This window comes from Pseudomonas sp. P9_2, assembly GCF_034008255.1.
Lineage (GTDB): Bacteria > Pseudomonadota > Gammaproteobacteria > Pseudomonadales > Pseudomonadaceae > Aquipseudomonas > Aquipseudomonas synxantha_A.
Window position 1 is genome coordinate 1686661 of sequence record NZ_CP125376.1, and the last position, 15265, is coordinate 1701925.

The 15265-nt window shown below is 60.0% G+C and carries 18 protein-coding genes; 8 read left to right on the top strand and 10 right to left on the bottom strand.

Annotated elements, in window-relative coordinates; translation table 11 throughout:
• Positions 1 to 33 precede the first annotated feature (33 nt).
• A complete protein-coding gene (locus QMK52_RS07350; protein ID WP_005792583.1) occupies positions 34 to 555 on the top strand; it encodes a DUF3617 domain-containing protein in 522 nt (173 codons plus the stop codon).
• Here QMK52_RS07350 and QMK52_RS07355 read toward each other — a convergent pair.
• Genes QMK52_RS07355 through folE2 form a run of 6 tightly spaced genes read right to left on the bottom strand, consistent with a single transcriptional unit; the run spans position 552 to position 5761 of the window.
• Positions 552 to 1889 carry a dihydroorotase gene (locus QMK52_RS07355; protein WP_194439630.1) on the bottom strand — a complete coding sequence of 446 codons (1338 nt, stop codon included), beginning with the start codon at positions 1887 to 1889 and terminating at the stop codon, positions 552 to 554. The genes QMK52_RS07350 and QMK52_RS07355 overlap by 4 nt on opposite strands.
• 3 nt (positions 1890 to 1892) lie before the next feature.
• Entirely contained in the window at positions 1893 to 2453 is a 561-nt protein-coding gene (locus tag QMK52_RS07360) for a DapH/DapD/GlmU-related protein (protein ID WP_005792581.1), read from the bottom strand.
• Positions 2450 to 3328 carry a metal ABC transporter substrate-binding protein gene (locus QMK52_RS07365; protein ID WP_320403969.1) on the bottom strand — a complete coding sequence of 293 codons (879 nt, stop codon included), beginning with the start codon at positions 3326 to 3328 and terminating at the stop codon, positions 2450 to 2452. Before QMK52_RS07365 ends, QMK52_RS07360 begins: the two co-directional genes overlap by 4 nt.
• A gap of 11 nt (positions 3329 to 3339) precedes the next feature.
• Positions 3340 to 4206: a metal ABC transporter permease gene (locus QMK52_RS07370; protein ID WP_005792579.1), complete on the bottom strand. Its 867-nt coding sequence runs from the start codon at positions 4204 to 4206 to the stop codon at positions 3340 to 3342.
• A complete protein-coding gene (locus QMK52_RS07375) occupies positions 4206 to 4874 on the bottom strand; it encodes a metal ABC transporter ATP-binding protein (protein ID WP_320403970.1) in 669 nt (222 codons plus the stop codon). Before QMK52_RS07375 ends, QMK52_RS07370 begins: the two co-directional genes overlap by 1 nt.
• Positions 4871 to 5761: a GTP cyclohydrolase FolE2 gene (gene folE2 / locus QMK52_RS07380; RefSeq protein WP_194439626.1), complete on the bottom strand. Its 891-nt coding sequence runs from the start codon at positions 5759 to 5761 to the stop codon at positions 4871 to 4873. Before folE2 ends, QMK52_RS07375 begins: the two co-directional genes overlap by 4 nt.
• 128 nt (positions 5762 to 5889) lie before the next feature.
• Between folE2 and QMK52_RS07385 the strand changes: the two genes are divergently transcribed.
• Entirely contained in the window at positions 5890 to 7101 is a 1212-nt protein-coding gene (locus tag QMK52_RS07385; protein ID WP_194439624.1) for an N-acetylmuramoyl-L-alanine amidase, read from the top strand.
• Here the strand turns inward: QMK52_RS07385 and QMK52_RS07390 are convergent.
• Positions 7098 to 7466 carry a hypothetical protein gene (locus QMK52_RS07390; RefSeq protein ID WP_032803757.1) on the bottom strand — a complete coding sequence of 123 codons (369 nt, stop codon included), beginning with the start codon at positions 7464 to 7466 and terminating at the stop codon, positions 7098 to 7100. The two genes, QMK52_RS07385 and QMK52_RS07390, sit on opposite strands and share 4 nt — an antisense overlap.
• 126 nt (positions 7467 to 7592) lie before the next feature.
• Here QMK52_RS07390 and dksA point away from each other — a divergent pair, with 126 nt between their 5' ends.
• From dksA to QMK52_RS07410, 4 genes are read left to right on the top strand one after another with little or no spacing between them, the layout of a single operon-like run.
• Positions 7593 to 7997, top strand: a complete 405-nt coding sequence (gene dksA, locus QMK52_RS07395) for an RNA polymerase-binding protein DksA (protein WP_005792574.1) — start codon at positions 7593 to 7595, stop codon at positions 7995 to 7997.
• 27 nt (positions 7998 to 8024) lie between these two features.
• Positions 8025 to 9230: a zinc metallochaperone GTPase ZigA gene (gene zigA, locus QMK52_RS07400; RefSeq protein WP_005792573.1), complete on the top strand. Its 1206-nt coding sequence runs from the start codon at positions 8025 to 8027 to the stop codon at positions 9228 to 9230.
• The gene (locus QMK52_RS07405) at positions 9230 to 9874 is read left to right on the top strand and encodes a DUF1826 domain-containing protein (RefSeq protein WP_005792572.1); all 645 of its coding nucleotides are present in this window, start codon (positions 9230 to 9232) and stop codon (positions 9872 to 9874) included. The genes zigA and QMK52_RS07405 overlap by 1 nt, the downstream gene beginning before the upstream one ends.
• Before the next feature lie 44 nt (positions 9875 to 9918).
• On the top strand, positions 9919 to 10881 hold the full coding sequence (locus tag QMK52_RS07410) for a CobW-like GTP-binding protein (protein WP_320403971.1): 963 nt from the start codon (positions 9919 to 9921) through the stop codon (positions 10879 to 10881).
• On the opposite strand, the gene QMK52_RS07415 is transcribed toward QMK52_RS07410, so the two are convergent.
• Positions 10875 to 11270 (bottom strand): DUF3301 domain-containing protein, encoded by a 396-nt coding sequence (locus tag QMK52_RS07415; RefSeq protein ID WP_005792570.1) that lies wholly within the window; start codon positions 11268 to 11270, stop codon positions 10875 to 10877. The two genes, QMK52_RS07410 and QMK52_RS07415, sit on opposite strands and share 7 nt — an antisense overlap.
• A gap of 117 nt (positions 11271 to 11387) precedes the next feature.
• On the opposite strand from QMK52_RS07415, the gene pdxY reads away from it, so the two are divergent.
• Complete coding sequence (pdxY, locus tag QMK52_RS07420) at positions 11388 to 12260, top strand: pyridoxal kinase PdxY (protein WP_005792569.1); 873 nt, start codon at positions 11388 to 11390, stop codon at positions 12258 to 12260.
• A gap of 26 nt (positions 12261 to 12286) precedes the next feature.
• Here pdxY and QMK52_RS07425 read toward each other — a convergent pair whose 3' ends face one another.
• Positions 12287 to 12772: an acyl-CoA thioesterase gene (locus QMK52_RS07425; protein ID WP_003195747.1), complete on the bottom strand. Its 486-nt coding sequence runs from the start codon at positions 12770 to 12772 to the stop codon at positions 12287 to 12289.
• Between the two features lie 292 nt (positions 12773 to 13064).
• On the opposite strand from QMK52_RS07425, the gene QMK52_RS07430 reads away from it, so the two are divergent.
• Positions 13065 to 14828 (top strand): cation:proton antiporter, encoded by a 1764-nt coding sequence (locus tag QMK52_RS07430; protein WP_005792568.1) that lies wholly within the window; start codon positions 13065 to 13067, stop codon positions 14826 to 14828.
• A 16-nt stretch (positions 14829 to 14844) separates the two neighbouring features.
• Here QMK52_RS07430 and QMK52_RS07435 read toward each other — a convergent pair whose 3' ends face one another.
• The gene (locus QMK52_RS07435) at positions 14845 to 15252 is read right to left on the bottom strand and encodes an SMI1/KNR4 family protein (RefSeq protein WP_005792567.1); all 408 of its coding nucleotides are present in this window, start codon (positions 15250 to 15252) and stop codon (positions 14845 to 14847) included.
• Positions 15253 to 15265 lie beyond the last annotated feature (13 nt).

The window sequence follows — 15265 nt, forward strand, 5'->3', positions numbered from 1 at the left end:
GTCTAACACGCACAATTACCCAGGAGTTACCCGATGAATGCTCGTCTGCTTGGTTTGGCCATGGTTGTTGGTTTGTCGCTGCCGGTGGCGGCGCAGGCGCAGATGCTGGCGCCGGGCTTGTGGGAGTTGACCACCAGCAATATGAAAGTCGATAACCAGGACCTGCCGGACCTGTCGCTGATCCTCGGTCAGCTCAAGCAACAAATGACTCCTGAACAGCGCGCCATGCTCGAAAAGCAAGGCATCAACATGGCCGGTAAGGGTGTGCAGGTGTGCCTGACCCCAGCCCAGGTTGCCACCGATTCCATCCCGCTGACCGACCCGCAATCGGGCTGCAAGCAGGAAGTGACTGACAAGACCGGCAACCAATGGAAGTTCCGTTTCAGCTGCCCCAAAGCCCAGGGCACGGGTGTAGCGACCTTCCAAAGCCAGAAGGAATTCACCACCACCGTCAATGGTACGTTCAATGCCACGGGCATCCAGCAGAAGGGCAGCCTGGACAGCCACGCTCAGTGGCTGGGCAACGATTGCGGTACGGTCAAACCCCGCGCTTAACGCAGAAAGTGCAGGGGCAAGCCCTGGCAACTGTCGACCACCTGGCCGTTGTGCCAGGCCAGGTGGCCGGACACCAGCGTGGTGCTCACGCTGTGACGAAAGCTGCGCTCTGCAAAGGGTGTCCAGCCGCAACGGGCGAGAATCGGTTGGCTGCTGACCGGTTTGCCCTGAGGCTCAGGTTTGATCAACACCAGATCGGCCCAATAGCCTTCACGCAGGTAACCGCGATCAGGAATGGCAAACAGGTCGGCCACCCGATGACTGGTTTTCGCCACCAGTGTGGTCAGAGGCAAATGCCCGTCGGCCACCAACTCCAATAGTGCCGGCAGGGCGTGCTGCACCAGGGGTAAACCCGAGGGTGCTTCACGATAGCCCAATTGTTTTTGCGCCCAGGTATGCGGCGCATGGTCAGTGCCAATCACATCCAGGCGATCACTTAATAACGCCAGGCGCAGCGCGTCGCGGTCGGCGCGTGTCTTGATGGCCGGGTTGCATTTGATCTGGTGGCCGAGGCGGTGATAGTCGCGGTCGTCGAACAGCAGATGATGCAGGCAGACCTCGGCGGTGATGTGTTTTTCGGCCAGGGGCTTGTCTTCGAACAGCGCGAGTTCGCGGGCGCTGGTCAGGTGCAGCACGTGCAGTCGCGTGCCGTGGCGCTGGGCCAGTTCCACGGCAAACGATGACGAGCGATAACATGCTTCGGCGTCGCGGATCAGTGGATGAGCGACAGCGGGAATGCGCTCGCCAAAGCGCTCGCGCAAGCGTTGCTCGTTGGCCAGGATGCTCGGGGTGTGTTCGCAGTGCGCGAGCAGAATGGTCGGCACTTCGGCAAACAAACGGTCCAGAATACGTGGGTCGTCCACCAGCATGTTGCCGGTGGAGGCGCCCATGAACACTTTGACTCCAGCCACTTCACAGGGGTCGAGGCCGGCGACGGTATCCAGATTGTCGTGGCTTACGCCAAAGTGAAAACCGTAGTTGGCCACTGAGTGCAACGCAGCGCGGCGCTTTTTATCGGCCAGGGATTGCAGGTCCAAGGTGGCTGGGTGGGTGTTGGGCATGTCCATGAAGCTGGTGATACCGCCGGCCACCGCGGCACGGGATTCGCTGTAGAAACTGCCTTTGTCTGGCGCGCCGGGTTCGCGAAAATGCACCTGGTCATCGATCATTCCCGGCAGCAACCACTGGCCTTTGGCGTCGATTTCTACCGGTTCGTCAGCGCCTTCAATGCTGGCGGCAATCTTCTCGATACGGCCATTGGCGACCAGCACGTCGGCGTCGAATACCTGGCCCTCATTGACCAGGCGGGCGTTGCGTATCAGCAGGCGACTCATGGTTCAGAACTCGTTTTGCAAGGCTTTGTAGCCGCGCACCAGGTCGACGTTGGTGCGTGCCACGTCTTCGGAAAACTCCGAGGCGCTGACACTCACCGGTGGGAATTGCGACAGGTCGGTGTTGGGCCCGATGCGGGTGGTGGAGGGTACGTAGAAGGCCGCGGGCAAGTCGCGGCCATCGACCACCGAGTTGTGGCGCACCACGCAACCATCGCCGACGGCGCAATTGAACAACACGCTGTTGAAGCCGATGAACACGCGGTCGCCGACTGTGCAGGGGCCATGGACGATGGAACGGTGGGCGATGGAGGTGAACTCGCCAATGGTCACCGCCGCGCCGGACTTGGAGTGGATCACCACGCCGTCCTGGATGTTGGAGTTCGCGCCGATCGTGATCGGGTCCATGGCGCCGCTGGCGTCGACTTCGTCGGCGCGGATCACGGCGTAGGGGCCGACGAAGACGTTCTCGCCGATGATGACCTTGCCGCAGATGATCGCAGTCTTGTCGACGTAGGCTGATTCAGCAATTACCGGCAGGTCACCTGAAGGGTTTTTGCGGATCATGGTTTGCTCAACGCCGCGCACAGGGTGTTCAGGTTGTATTCGAACAGCCCGATAAAGGTGCTGGCCGGGCCTTGAGCGGCGAGGGCGTCGGAGTACAGCGTGCCGCCTATCTGCGCGCCGCTTTCATCGGCAATCTGCTTGAGCAGGCGCGAGTCCTTGATGTTTTCGATAAACACGGCTTTGACCTTGTCTTTACGGATCTGGGTGATCAGCGCGGCGACTTCGGCGGCCGACGGGTCACGCTCGGTAGACAAGCCCTGGGGCGCGAGGAATTGGATGCCATACGCCTGGCCCAAATAGCCGAAGGCGTCATGGGAGGTGACGATGCGGCGGTTGCCCGACGGCAGTGCAGCGAACTTGGCCTTGGCCTCGGCCAGCAGGCTGTGGATTTGTTTAAGGTAAGCCTGGCTGTTGCGCAGGTAGTCGCTTTTATTGGCAGGGTCGGCGCCCACCAATGCCTTGGTGATGTTGCTCACATAAATTTCGGCGTTGGCCAGGTTGTGCCAGGCGTGTGGGTCGGGAATGGTCTCGCCGTCTTCGTCCATGGTGTGCGAGATCACGCCTTTGCTGGCGGTGACGACCGTAGCGGTGGTTTCAGTGCTGGTGACCAGGCGATCCAGCCACGGCTCGAAACCTAGACCGTTCTTGATGATGACCTTGGCCTTGAGCAGCGCTTTGGCGTCATCCGGTGTGGGTTCATAGGTATGAGCATCGGCGTCCGGGCCGACCATGTTGCTGATCTGAATATGGTCGCCACCGATCTGGTGGGTGATGTCATCGAGAATACTGAAGCTGGTGACTACCTGGAGTTTGTCTGCGGCGTGAGCCATCGACAGCGGCAGCAACAGACTGAACAACACAAGAAGAGCGCGCATCGGGAAACACCTCATGAGGATGTAGGCAAAGGAGGGCGGCGCAATAAGCCATGCACCGGACCGAATACCACGGACAACACATATCCGGCGCCCGCCACCAGCACGATCGCCGGGCCGCTGGGCAGTGAGTAGTAGAACGACAGCAGCAAACCCAGCCACACGGAGAGGCATCCCAGCACCGCCGATACTGCGATCAACACCGGCAGGCGCCGGCTCCAGAAGCGTGAAGCGATGGCCGGCAGCATCATCAAGCCCACCACCATCAGTGCGCCGATGGCTTGAAAACCGATCACCAGGTTCAGCACCACCAGGGTCAGGAACAGGCCGTGGGCCAGTGGGCCAAGGCGGCTGACGGTTTGCAGGAACAGCGGGTCAAGGGTGTCGAGCAGCAGGGGTTTGTAGATCAGTGCCATGGCGATCAGGCTGAAGCTGGACACCCAGAGCATTCCGGTCAGTGTGGTTTCGTCCACGGCCAGGGCGGAGCCGAATAACAGGTGCAGCAGGTCCAAGCGTTTGCCGGCAATGCCCAGGATCAATACACCGGCCGCGAGCGAAATGGGGTAGATGGCGGCGAGGCTGGCGTCTTCGCGCAGGCCGGTGCGGCGGGTGATCCACGCCGCCAGGCCGGCCATGCTCAGGCCGGCGCCGAGGCCGCCGAGGGTCAGGGCGGGCAGGCTTAGCCCTGCGAACCAGAAGCCCAGTGCGGCGCCCGGCAGAATGCCGTGAGCCACGGCGTCACCGATCAGGCTCATGCGTCGCAGGATCAGGAACACGCCCAAGGGGGCGGTGCTGCAAGCAAGCACCAACCCGCCGATCAGTGCGCGGCGCATAAACACGAAATCCTGAAATGGCATCCACAAGTGAGCGGTGAGGTGCATCAGGCCACCTGCATCTGTGGTTGCGGGCGGATCAGCTCTTTGCTGGGGCCGAACACGCAGCCGGTGTTTTTAAGCTGCAGCACGTGCTGGGTGTGGTGACGCACGGACGCCAGGTCATGACAGACGACCACCAGCGTGCGGCCTTGGTTGTGCCAGGCATGGATGTGTTTCCAGCACAGTGCCTGGCCGTCTTCGTCGAGGGCGGCGTGGGGTTCGTCGAGCAGCAGGATGGGAGAGTCGGCCAGGCTCATACGGGCGAGCAGGGCGCGTTGCAGTTCACCACCGGATAACGCCATCAGCGAGCGCTGTTCCAAACCGCTGAGACACCAGTCTTCCAATACCGCGTGCAGGCGCTCGTTGCGTTCATGTGAATTCAGCTGGGTGCCCCAGAAACCGGCAGCCACCAGCTCTTGCAAACTGATCGGAAACTGACGATCCAGGTGTTGTTGCTGGGGCAAGAACGACAAGCCGCCGCGACGTGGAACATCGACATGCACCTTGCCCGTCAGCGGCTTTTGCACCCCGGCGATTACTTTGAGCAGGCTGCTCTTGCCGGTGCCATTGGCGCCGATAATCCCCGTGAGGCTACCTTTTTCCAGCGTCAGGTTCAGCGCCGGCGTCAGTGGTTGGCCGGGGGCGCCCCAGCGCAAAGCGTGGCAGGTAATCATGCAAAGTCTCTCGTCCAACGGCTTTCAGCCACCGCATCGTGGGCGTGCAGGCTTTCGGCGTGGATCACTTTGAGGTGGAAGGCTTTGACGGCATTCGAGCGCTTCAACGCGAGGTTCAAGCGGCGTGCGGCGTCTTCGCAGAACATGAGGTTCTGTCCGTTAACCAGGGCGAACGCTTGTTCATCCGCACGTTTCACCGCGGTTTGTACGGCAGTGCCCAAAGCTGCTTCGGCAGCGTTGATCAAGTCGACTATCGCCAGATCGTCACCCTGCAGCTGAACGTTTAACTGCGCGGTACTGCGTTGGCTATGGGGCGTGGCCACAATACCGTTGGCGCTGCCCAGCCAGCTCAACACGTCCTCATGCTGCAGAGGTGTGTGGGCAAAATCTTCGAGAAACTGCTGCTGAATCAGCTGTCTGGCCAGGGCAGCGGAGCAAGGGCACGTTGAGGAATAAGTAACGTCAATTTTTAGTTCCACGTGGAACATCTGATTTTCCAGGCGCGCTTCGATGCTGACCGGATAGCTTTTCCACCCCTCCAAAGGGCTGACCAACGCGGGGCGTTTTAACAACAGATTTGTGTGAATACGCAGGTAGGCGTTCTTAGATAAATCTTCATGTGTGTCGAGAAAACGCTGCAGTACATTACGCAAAAGTGCAGGTGTCAGGGGTTGCTGTTCGAGCATTTCCAACGCCAGGTAGAGGCGTGACATATGAATGCCACGGGCCGTGCCGTCGTTCAGGCTTACGCCCGCATCGGCTTTAGCGGCCAGGTGTTGGCCGTCGAGCAACACAGGCAGGGCAATGCCGCACATGCCCACCCAGTCAAGTGGCAAGGCTTGGCGTGAAGCCTGCGCGGCGATATCCGGCAGAGTCAGCGCATTCATGAGCAGGTCCATCGTTGGAAATGATTGGTCATGTTATAGTATAACAATAGTCGTCACGATGAAATTTCTGTCCCAGCCTTTGTTCAGTCCTGTCGAGTAGGGATGCTCCTTTATCTGCGGTATATGTCATGCACAGACGTCAGCTCCTTAACCTGCTGCTGGTCAGCCCCTTGTTCACGTTGCCTTTGGGGGCCTACGCCACGCAGATCCGCAATGCGCGGCTGTGGCGCTCTGACGATAAGCTGCGGCTGGTGTTCGACCTTAGCGGCCCGGTGCAATACAAGACGTTCTCCCTGACGTCGCCGGATCGTCTGATCATCGACTTGAGTGGCGCCGGGCTCAGCGGCGACTTTTCCCAACTGGCGCTGAAGAACAGTGGGATTACCTCGATCCGCTCCGGGCATTTCGGCAAGAGCGATACGCGTATCGTCCTGGATTTGGTCGCGCCGATGCAGCTCAACAGTTTTGTGCTGCCGCCCCAGGATGGCCAAGGCCATCGCCTGGTGCTGGACCTGACCAACGCCACGCACGCGCCCCGTCAAATCGCTGCTGAACCGGCGCCCTTGGTGGTGCCGGCGGACAAGGCGCATCCCAAACGCGACATCATTGTGGTGGTTGACCCCGGCCATGGCGGCAAAGACCCGGGCGCTGTCGGCTCCAAGGGCCAGCGCGAAAAAGATGTGGTGCTGTCGATCGCCCAGTTGCTGGCGAAACGTTTGAAACGTGAAAAAGGTTTTGCCGTAAAGCTGGTGCGCAACGACGACTTCTTCGTACCGCTGCGCAAGCGCGTGGACATCGCCCGCAAGCACAAGGCCGATATGTTCATCTCGGTGCACGCCGACGCCGCGCCACGGCTTACTGCATCGGGCGCTTCGGTGTATGCGTTGTCGGAAGGCGGTGCCACCTCTGCCACGGCGCGGTTCATGGCCCAGCGCGAGAACGGCGCAGACCTCTTGGGCGCCACGACGTTACTCAATCTGAAGGACAAGGATCCGATGCTGGCCGGGGTGATCCTCGACATGTCCATGAACGCCACCATCGCCTCCAGCCTGCAATTGGGCAGCGCGGTATTGGGCAGCTTGCAAAGCATCACCAGCCTGCATCAGAAGCGGGTGGAACAGGCAGGGTTCGCGGTGCTCAAGTCACCGGACGTGCCTTCGATTCTGGTGGAGACCGGGTTTATCTCCAACGCGCGAGACGCCCAGAGGCTGGTGACGGCGCGTCATCAACAAGCGGTGGCGGATCGGCTTTTTGAAGGTTTGAAACAGTACTTCCAGAAGAACCCGCCCATCAACAGCTACATGGCTTGGGTGCAGGAACAGCACAAAACCCAGGCTTAACAGCCGGTCATTCGGTTACAGGTGAACTTGGCGCTGGCGCCGCCTGAACTGGAAAACCGGTTGATGGTGGTCCAGCCCACGCGACGCGTGTAGCCAACCCACGCCTCGCCATCCGATGCCAACCCGGTGAAGAACGTCAGTTGCCCATAGCGGCTATTGGTCTGCGCCCAATAGCGTTTGCCGATCACTTCGAAACCGCGCAGGTAAGTGATGTTGCCCGCAGTCGCCACGCTGTAGGCATTGCCCAGCGGGTCCACGCAAGCCAGCAAGGTGGCGCTGCGGGTGCAGTTGGCCAACGGGCTTGGGACTTGGGCGCAGGCAGGTCCTGCGGTTGCCAATAGCAGGGCGCACAGCACGTATCTCATCGTGTTTCTCGGGGGGCGAAAGTGATCAAGCATTGCGCCCTTCGTCGTGAGGAGCAAGGGAGGTTGGCTTATTTGTATTGTTATACTATAACATAAACGCACAGCCCCACCCGTGAACCGTTTCCCATGACCGAACAAGAACTGCTGGCCCAACCGGCTACTGACTACATGAATGAAGCCCAACAGCGCTTCTTCCGCGAACTGCTGCTGGCTCAGCGCGATGAACTGCAAGCGCGTATCGACGCTGAGTTCCAGGCGCTGCGCGAGCAGGAAACCAACAGCGACCTGGCGGATATCGGCAGCGCCGAAGAACAACGCCAATGGCAACTGCGCTTGCTCGAGCGGGAAAAAAAGCTGTTGGACAAGATCGACGACGCCATGGAGCTGCTGGCCCGCGGTGAATACGGCTGGTGCCGTGAAACCGGCGAGCCCATCGGCCTGCAACGCCTGCTGCTGCGCCCCACCGCAACCCTGTGTATCGAAGCCAAAGAACGTGAAGAGCTGCGCGAACGCCATAAACGGGCAGTTTGACCGGCCAACCCTGATGAGGAATACCTGATGCCCAATCGTCTCCCCGTGACCGTGTTGTCCGGCTTTCTCGGCGCCGGTAAAAGCACACTGCTCAACTATGTCCTGCGCAACCGCGACAACTTGCGGGTGGCGGTGATCGTCAACGACATGAGCGAAATCAACATCGACGGCAGCGAGGTGCAGCGCGACGTCACGCTCAATCGTGCCGAAGAAAAACTGGTGGAGATGAGCAACGGCTGCATCTGCTGCACCTTGCGTGAAGACTTGCTGGAAGAAGTCGCCAAGCTCGCCAAGGAAGGGCGTTTCGATTATCTGCTGATCGAATCCACCGGTATCTCCGAGCCGCTGCCCGTGGCCGAAACCTTCACCTTTCGCGATGAAAACGAGCAAAGCCTGGCCGACATTGCACGCCTGGACACCATGGTTACCGTGGTCGATGGCATGAACTTTCTGCTCGACTACCAGGCCGCCGAAAGCCTGGCTTCCCGCGGCGAAACCCTAGGTGAAGAAGATGAGCGCTCCATCACTGACCTGTTGATCGAACAGATCGAATTCGCCGACGTCATCCTGATCAGCAAAATCGACCTGATCAGCAGCCGCGAGCGTGAAGAATTGATGGCCATCCTTGAGCGCCTCAACGCCCAGGCGGAAATTATCCCGATGGTCATGGGCGAGGTGGCGCTGCACAAGATCCTCAACACCGGCCGTTTCGACTTCGAACGCGCTGCCCAGGCGCCGGGTTGGTTGCAGGAGCTGCGCGGTGAGCATGTGCCGGAAACCGAAGAATACGGTATTGCCTCCACCGCTTACCGTGCGCGCCGCCCCTTCCATCCACAGCGTTTTTTCGACTTTATCGATCGCCCTTGGGTGAACGGCAAACTGTTGCGCTCCAAGGGCTTCTTCTGGTTGGCCAGCAAACATCAGGACGCCGGCAGTTGGTCCCAGGCCGGTGGCTTGATGCGCCATGGCTTTGCCGGACGCTGGTGGCGCTTTGTGCCAAAAAGCCAATGGCCACAGGACGAGGAAAGCGTGGCCGCGATCATGGGCAACTGGCAACTGAGCACAGGGGACTGCCGCCAGGAGCTGGTGTTTATCGGGCAAAACATCGACTTCAACCTGATGCGTGCGGAGCTGGATGCCTGCCTGCTCAATGATGAAGAAATGGCCCTGGGTGTCGAAGGTTGGCGCCAGCTGCCTGATCCTTTCGGCCCTTGGTATGAGCAGGTCGCCTGATGCTGGCCCCGGTTATCCCCCTGCGCCCCGTGATCCGCCAGACGTGTGGGCAAACTCCGTTGGCACTGTCCGATATCCTCGAAGATGGCGTCAACCTGGCGCTGTGGCAACGTCAGCTGCCCCTGCATATCGCCGAGTTCGGCGCTTTGCTGGTGGCGCTCAATGAGCCGCTCGCCGAATCCCTGGTGATTGAGCTCGAAAACGAGGACGCCGTGCCGAACTTGCAGGGTCTGGCATCCAGTTGCCGCGATCTTGAGGGTTACGAAGGTTTTATCGCCGATGTGTCATGGCTGGTCAGTGCATTTGCCTGCCTGCTCGGCGCCAAGCGTATTGGCGTACGTTTGCGGCTGTTGGACAAGGCCATGTGCCCGCGTTTTCACGTTGATCATGTGCCGGTTCGGCTGATCACCACCTATGCCGGTATCGGCAGCCAATGGTTGCGCGAAGGTGTGATGGATCGCCGCAAACTGAGCCAGGCGGATGCTGAACCTACCGGGCGTATCGAGCAGATCCACTGCGGTGAGGTGGCGCTGCTCAAGGGCACCAAATGGCACGGCAACGAAGGGCATGGCCTGATCCATCGTTCGCCAGCGCTCAAGGCCGATGAGCGCCGGTTGATCCTGACGCTGGATTGGCTGGCATAACCGCGTAGGATCAAACGCTCTACACGGCCAGAATGATGTTTCCAATGTTGCAGAACATACCCACCCATGTGATTGCCGGCCCATTGGGCGCCGGCAAGACCAGCCTGATCAAGCACCTGCTCGCTCAGCGCCCGGCCAACGAGCGTTGGGCGGTGCTGATCAACGAATTTGGCCAGATCGGCCTGGACGCTGCCTTGCTGACTCAAGACGCTGACGGCGTCGCCTTGGGCGAGGTAGCGGGTGGCTGCCTGTGCTGTGTGAATGGTGCACCGTTCCAGGTAGGCCTGGGCCGTTTGCTGCGTAAGGCCAAACCGGATCGGCTGTTTATAGAACCTTCAGGTTTGGGTCATCCTGCGCAGTTGCTCAAACAACTGCGGGAAGCTCCATGGCAAGACGTGCTGGCCGTGCAGCCCAGCGTGCTGGTGCTGGATGCCCAGGCGTTGGCAGCAGGCAAGCCCTTGCCGCAGGCACAGCAAGCGGCGCTGGCAAGTGCTGGCCTGCTGGTGTTGAACAAGGATGAGGCCCTGAATACCGCACAGCGTCAGGCGATTGAACGGCAGCTACCCGATTGCGCGCTTTACTGGACACGCCAGGCTCAGCTGCCAATCGACCAGTTGCCGGGCTTGAATGCGCAGGCCCAAGCGGCTGTGGATAACTTCGCGGCGCCTGAAGGCCTTGCGCAAATGCCGGCCATCTGGAGCGATCCTGCCTTGCCCATCTGTTTGAGTCAGGGCCAGGAGGGGGGGTGGAGTATCGGCTGGCGATGGCACCCCAGCCAGCAATTCGATGTCAGCCGTCTGCATCGCTGGCTATCAGGCCTCGACTGGCATCGTGCCAAACTGGTTATCCACAGCGGCGAAGACTGGGTTTCGGCCAATGCTGTGGATAACAGCGTCCTAACCTGGCAACCCAGCGAATGGCGACGCGATTCGCGTATCGAATTGATCTTCAGCGAACCACGGGACGTGGCCGCATTGCAGGCTGCGCTGGCAGCCTGCCGCTACTGACGGTTCTTGGTGGCGTGGTCCTGGCGCCATTGGCTCAATTCGATCACTTCGGCGCTAGGCAGTGGTTCCTTGGCTTCGAACGGGTAGGGTGCCAGTTCGATCTGCGCACTGTGGGCGCCGAATTGGGTGATCGTCCCGGCATGGCGGGTTTCCCCGGTCACGGTGAATTCGAAATTATAGACGCGTGCCAGGCGCCGCCGGCCATTGGCATCCTTCACAAAACCGATGCGTTTCAACGCAACCGCACCATCGAGCAATTCGATATCAAGCTTGGCGCAATGCTGCTTGACCCGCTCCAGCGCCCGCTCACGCAGGCCGTGGTTGTGCCAAACCCAGGCGGCGCCAGTCGCCAGCAGCATCAGCACGAAGATGTTTCCCAGGGTCAGCATTCCATGAACTCCAACAAAGTGAGAGCAGCTTAACTGCGTCGCCGGTCTGTCGTACAGGCTGCGTTTAGTCGCATACTGCGCGGCCAGAATTTCAACGGCTTTACGGAAATCTCCCGCATGAAACGCACACCTCATCTGCTTGCGATCCAGTCTCATGTGGTCTTTGGCCACGCCGGAAACAGCGCCGCCGTGTTCCCCATGCAGCGTGTGGGAGTGAATGTCTGGCCGCTCAATACGGTGCAGTTCTCCAACCACACTCAGTATGGACAGTGGGCGGGCGAAGTGTTGGCGCCGCAGCAAATTCCGGCCTTGGTAGAAGGCATTGCCGCGATTGGTGAGCTGGGCAACTGTGACGCGGTGCTGTCCGGCTACCTGGGCAGCGCCGATCAGGGCCGTGCAATCCTTAGCGGCGTGGCCCGTATCAAAGCGATCAATCCGAAGGCGCTGTACCTGTGCGACCCGGTGATGGGCCACCCGGAAAAGGGTTGCATCGTGCCACAGGAGGTCAGCGATTTCCTGCTTGATGAGGCTGCGGCCATGGCAGATTTCCTGTGCCCCAACCAACTGGAACTGGACAGCTTTGCCGGGCGCAAGCCGCAATCGCTGTTTGATTGCCTGGTCATGGCCAAGGCGTTGCTGGCCCGCGGGCCCAAAGCGGTGCTGGTCAAGCACCTGGATTACCCAGGCAAACTGCCGGAAGGTTTTGAAATGCTGTTGGTGACGGCTGAGGGCAGTTGGCACTTGCGTCGGCCGCTGTTGGCGTTCCCGCGTCAGCCGGTGGGTGTGGGTGACCTGACGTCGGGCCTGTTCCTGGCGCGGGTGCTGTTGGGCGATAGCCTGGTGGCAGCCTTTGAATTCACCGCCGCAGCGGTGCATGAAGTGCTACTGGAGACCCAGGCCTGCGCCAGTTATGAACTGGAACTGGTGCGGGCTCAGGACCGTATTGCCCACCCTCGTGTGCGCTTCGAAGCCACACCGATCAGTTTGTAAGCACAGGGAGCCCGTGGGTTTACAAATTACGGCGCGTCGGCTTTGATCTCCCGGTAACGCTTTTCCAGCTCCTGACGAATCTGCCGACGCTGCTGGGCCTGCACAAAGCGGCGCTTGTCTTCGCTGTTCTGCGGCTGCAGCGGCGGCACGGCGGCAGGTTTGCGCTGGTCGTCCACGGCCACCATGGTAAAGAAACAGCTGTTGGTATGGCGCACCGAGCGTTCACGGATGTTCTCGGTCACCACCTTGATGCCCACTTCCATCGACGTATTGCCGGTGTAGTTGACCGACGCGAGGAAAGTCACCAGTTCACCGACATGGATCGGTTCGCGAAAAATCACCTGGTCCACCGACAGCGTGACCACATAACGACCGGCATAACGGCTGGCGCAGGCGTAGGCCACTTCGTCGAGGTACTTGAGCAGCGTGCCGCCGTGGACATTGCCTGAGAAGTTGGCCATGTCAGGGGTCATCAGTACCGTCATCGACAGCTGGGCGTTTCCGGGTTCCATAGCACACTCACGGGTTGTAGGCATTGGTTGGGGGGAGGGCACCTCTGCGGGTGCTGGAGTCTTTGCAGCGCCATCCCTAACGGGACGCTGGTGGGCAGCTTGCCGTCACGCGTGCATCGATCTGTTTCCATATATTGCACCGGCTTTTCAGCAGAAGTCGCGGTGTTAACCTTCAAAAGCCCATCTCAGGGCATTTCTTACGATCAAGGCAGACTTTTCCTTCCGCTCTTTGCGACCGTACAAAGGCGGCCGGAAGTGGGAAAAGCGCTGGTACCTCAAGGAGTCCCTCGCCATGCACGCCATCAGCTTTATCCAGGACCTGGCCGTGATCATGCTGGTGGCAGGGGTTGTGACCATCCTGTTTCACCGCCTCAAGCAGCCGGTGGTGCTGGGCTACATCGTCGCGGGTTTTATTATCGGGCCGCATACCCCGCCGTTTGGCCTGATCCATGATGAAGACACGATCAAGACCCTGGCTGAGCTTGGGGTGATTTTCCTGATGTTCTGCCTGGGCCTGGAGTTCAGCCTGCGCAAGCTGTTCAAGGTGGGCGCCACGGCGTTTATCGCGGCCTTCCTGGAAATCGTCCTGATGATCTGGATCGGCTATGAGATTGGCCGCTGGTTCGACTGGAGCACCATGGACTCGCTGTTCCTCGGCGCGATCCTGGCGATTTCCTCGACCACCATCATCGTCAAGGCCCTCAATGACCTGAAGATGAAAGACCAGCGTTTCGCCCAGCTGATTTTCGGGGTATTGATCGTCGAGGACATCCTGGGCATCGGCATCATTGCCCTGCTGTCTAGCATCGCCGTCAGTGGCACGGTCAGCTCAGGCGAAGTGTTCTCCACGGTCGGCAAACTCTCACTGTTCATGATCGTCGCGCTGGTGATCGGCATTTTGCTGGTGCCGCGCCTGCTGGCTTACGTGGCCAAGTTTGAAAGCAACGAAATGCTGCTGATCACCGTGTTGGGCCTGTGTTTCGGCTTCTGCCTGCTGGTGGTGAAGCTGGAGTACAGCATGGTGCTCGGCGCCTTCCTGATTGGCGCGATCATGGCTGAATCCCGTCAGTTGATTAAGATTGAGCGCTTGATCGAACCCGTTCGCGACATGTTCAGCGCGATCTTCTTTGTCGCGATTGGCTTGATGATCGACCCGCAGATCTTGCTGCAATACGCGTGGCCGATCGCCGTGATCACCGTGGCTGTGGTGCTGGGCAAAATGCTCTCCTGTGGCCTGGGCGCTTTTATCGCGGGCAATGATGGTCGTACTTCGTTGCGGGTCGGTATGGGGCTGTCACAGATTGGCGAATTTTCTTTCATCATCGCAGCGCTGGGGATGACTTTGCAGGTGACCAGCGACTTCCTGTACCCGGTGGCCGTCGCTGTTTCGGCGATTACGACCTTGCTCACCCCCTACCTGATTCGCGGGGCTGACCCGCTGTCGTTGAAGATCGCAGCGGTAATGCCCAAGCGCATGAGCCGGGTATTCGGACTGTATGGCGAATGGCTGCGCAGCATCCAGCCCCAGGGCGAGGGTGCAATGCTGGCCTCGATGATCCGCAAGATCATCCTGCAAGTCGGGGTGAATCTGGCACTGGTGATCGCGATCTTCTTCGCTGGCAGTTTTTTCGCGGCGCGCATCGGCGGGTATCTGGAAGGCTGGATCAGTGATCAGAGCTGGCAGAAGGCGTTGATCTGGGGCGGGGCGCTGCTGTTGTCGCTGCCGTTCCTGATTGCGGCGTATCGCAAGCTCAAGGCGCTGTCGATGTTGCTGGCCGAGATGAGTGTGAAGCCGGAGATGGCCGGGCGGCATACCCAGCGTGTGCGAAGGGTGATCGCGGAGCTGATTCCGCTGCTCTCACTGCTGGTGATCTTCCTGTTACTGGCAGCCTTGTCGGCCAGCATTCTGCCGACCAACAAGTTGCTGGTGCTGATCGCCGTGGTCACGGCTGCAGTGGCTGCGGTGCTCTGGCGCTGGTTTATCCGGGTGCATACGCGGATGCAGGTGGCCTTGTTGGAAACATTAGATAACCACAAGGATACGCCGGAGCACTAAAGGTTGGGTGTGGGACTCAGCTTTCCAGCCAGACGTCCCGCGCCCAGTGCCACACCGACTCCCAGGTTTCTTCGGTAACGAGTTCTTCTTCACCGGACCACAGCACCACGGTGCCGTCTTCTTCGACGCAGTAGTAGTCATCGCCGTCCTGGCAGATCGGGATCATGCTGCGGTCGACGCCGGCGTCCCAGGCGTTGGCGGCAACGTCCGGCAGGTAGGTATGGGATTGTGGGTCGGTGACGGTCACCGGCTCCAGGCTGCCGTACACCACGTCGCTGACAGTCAGCAGGAATTCGCGGAAGACAAAGGGGATGTCGATGAACAGTTGTTCCTCGATCTCCACCAGCAGGTCTTCGTCAGGCAGCTCCAAAGGAACCGGGACCGGTTCGTTGGCTTCACGCAATTGTTCGATGATTTCTTCCACGGCCGGGATCCTC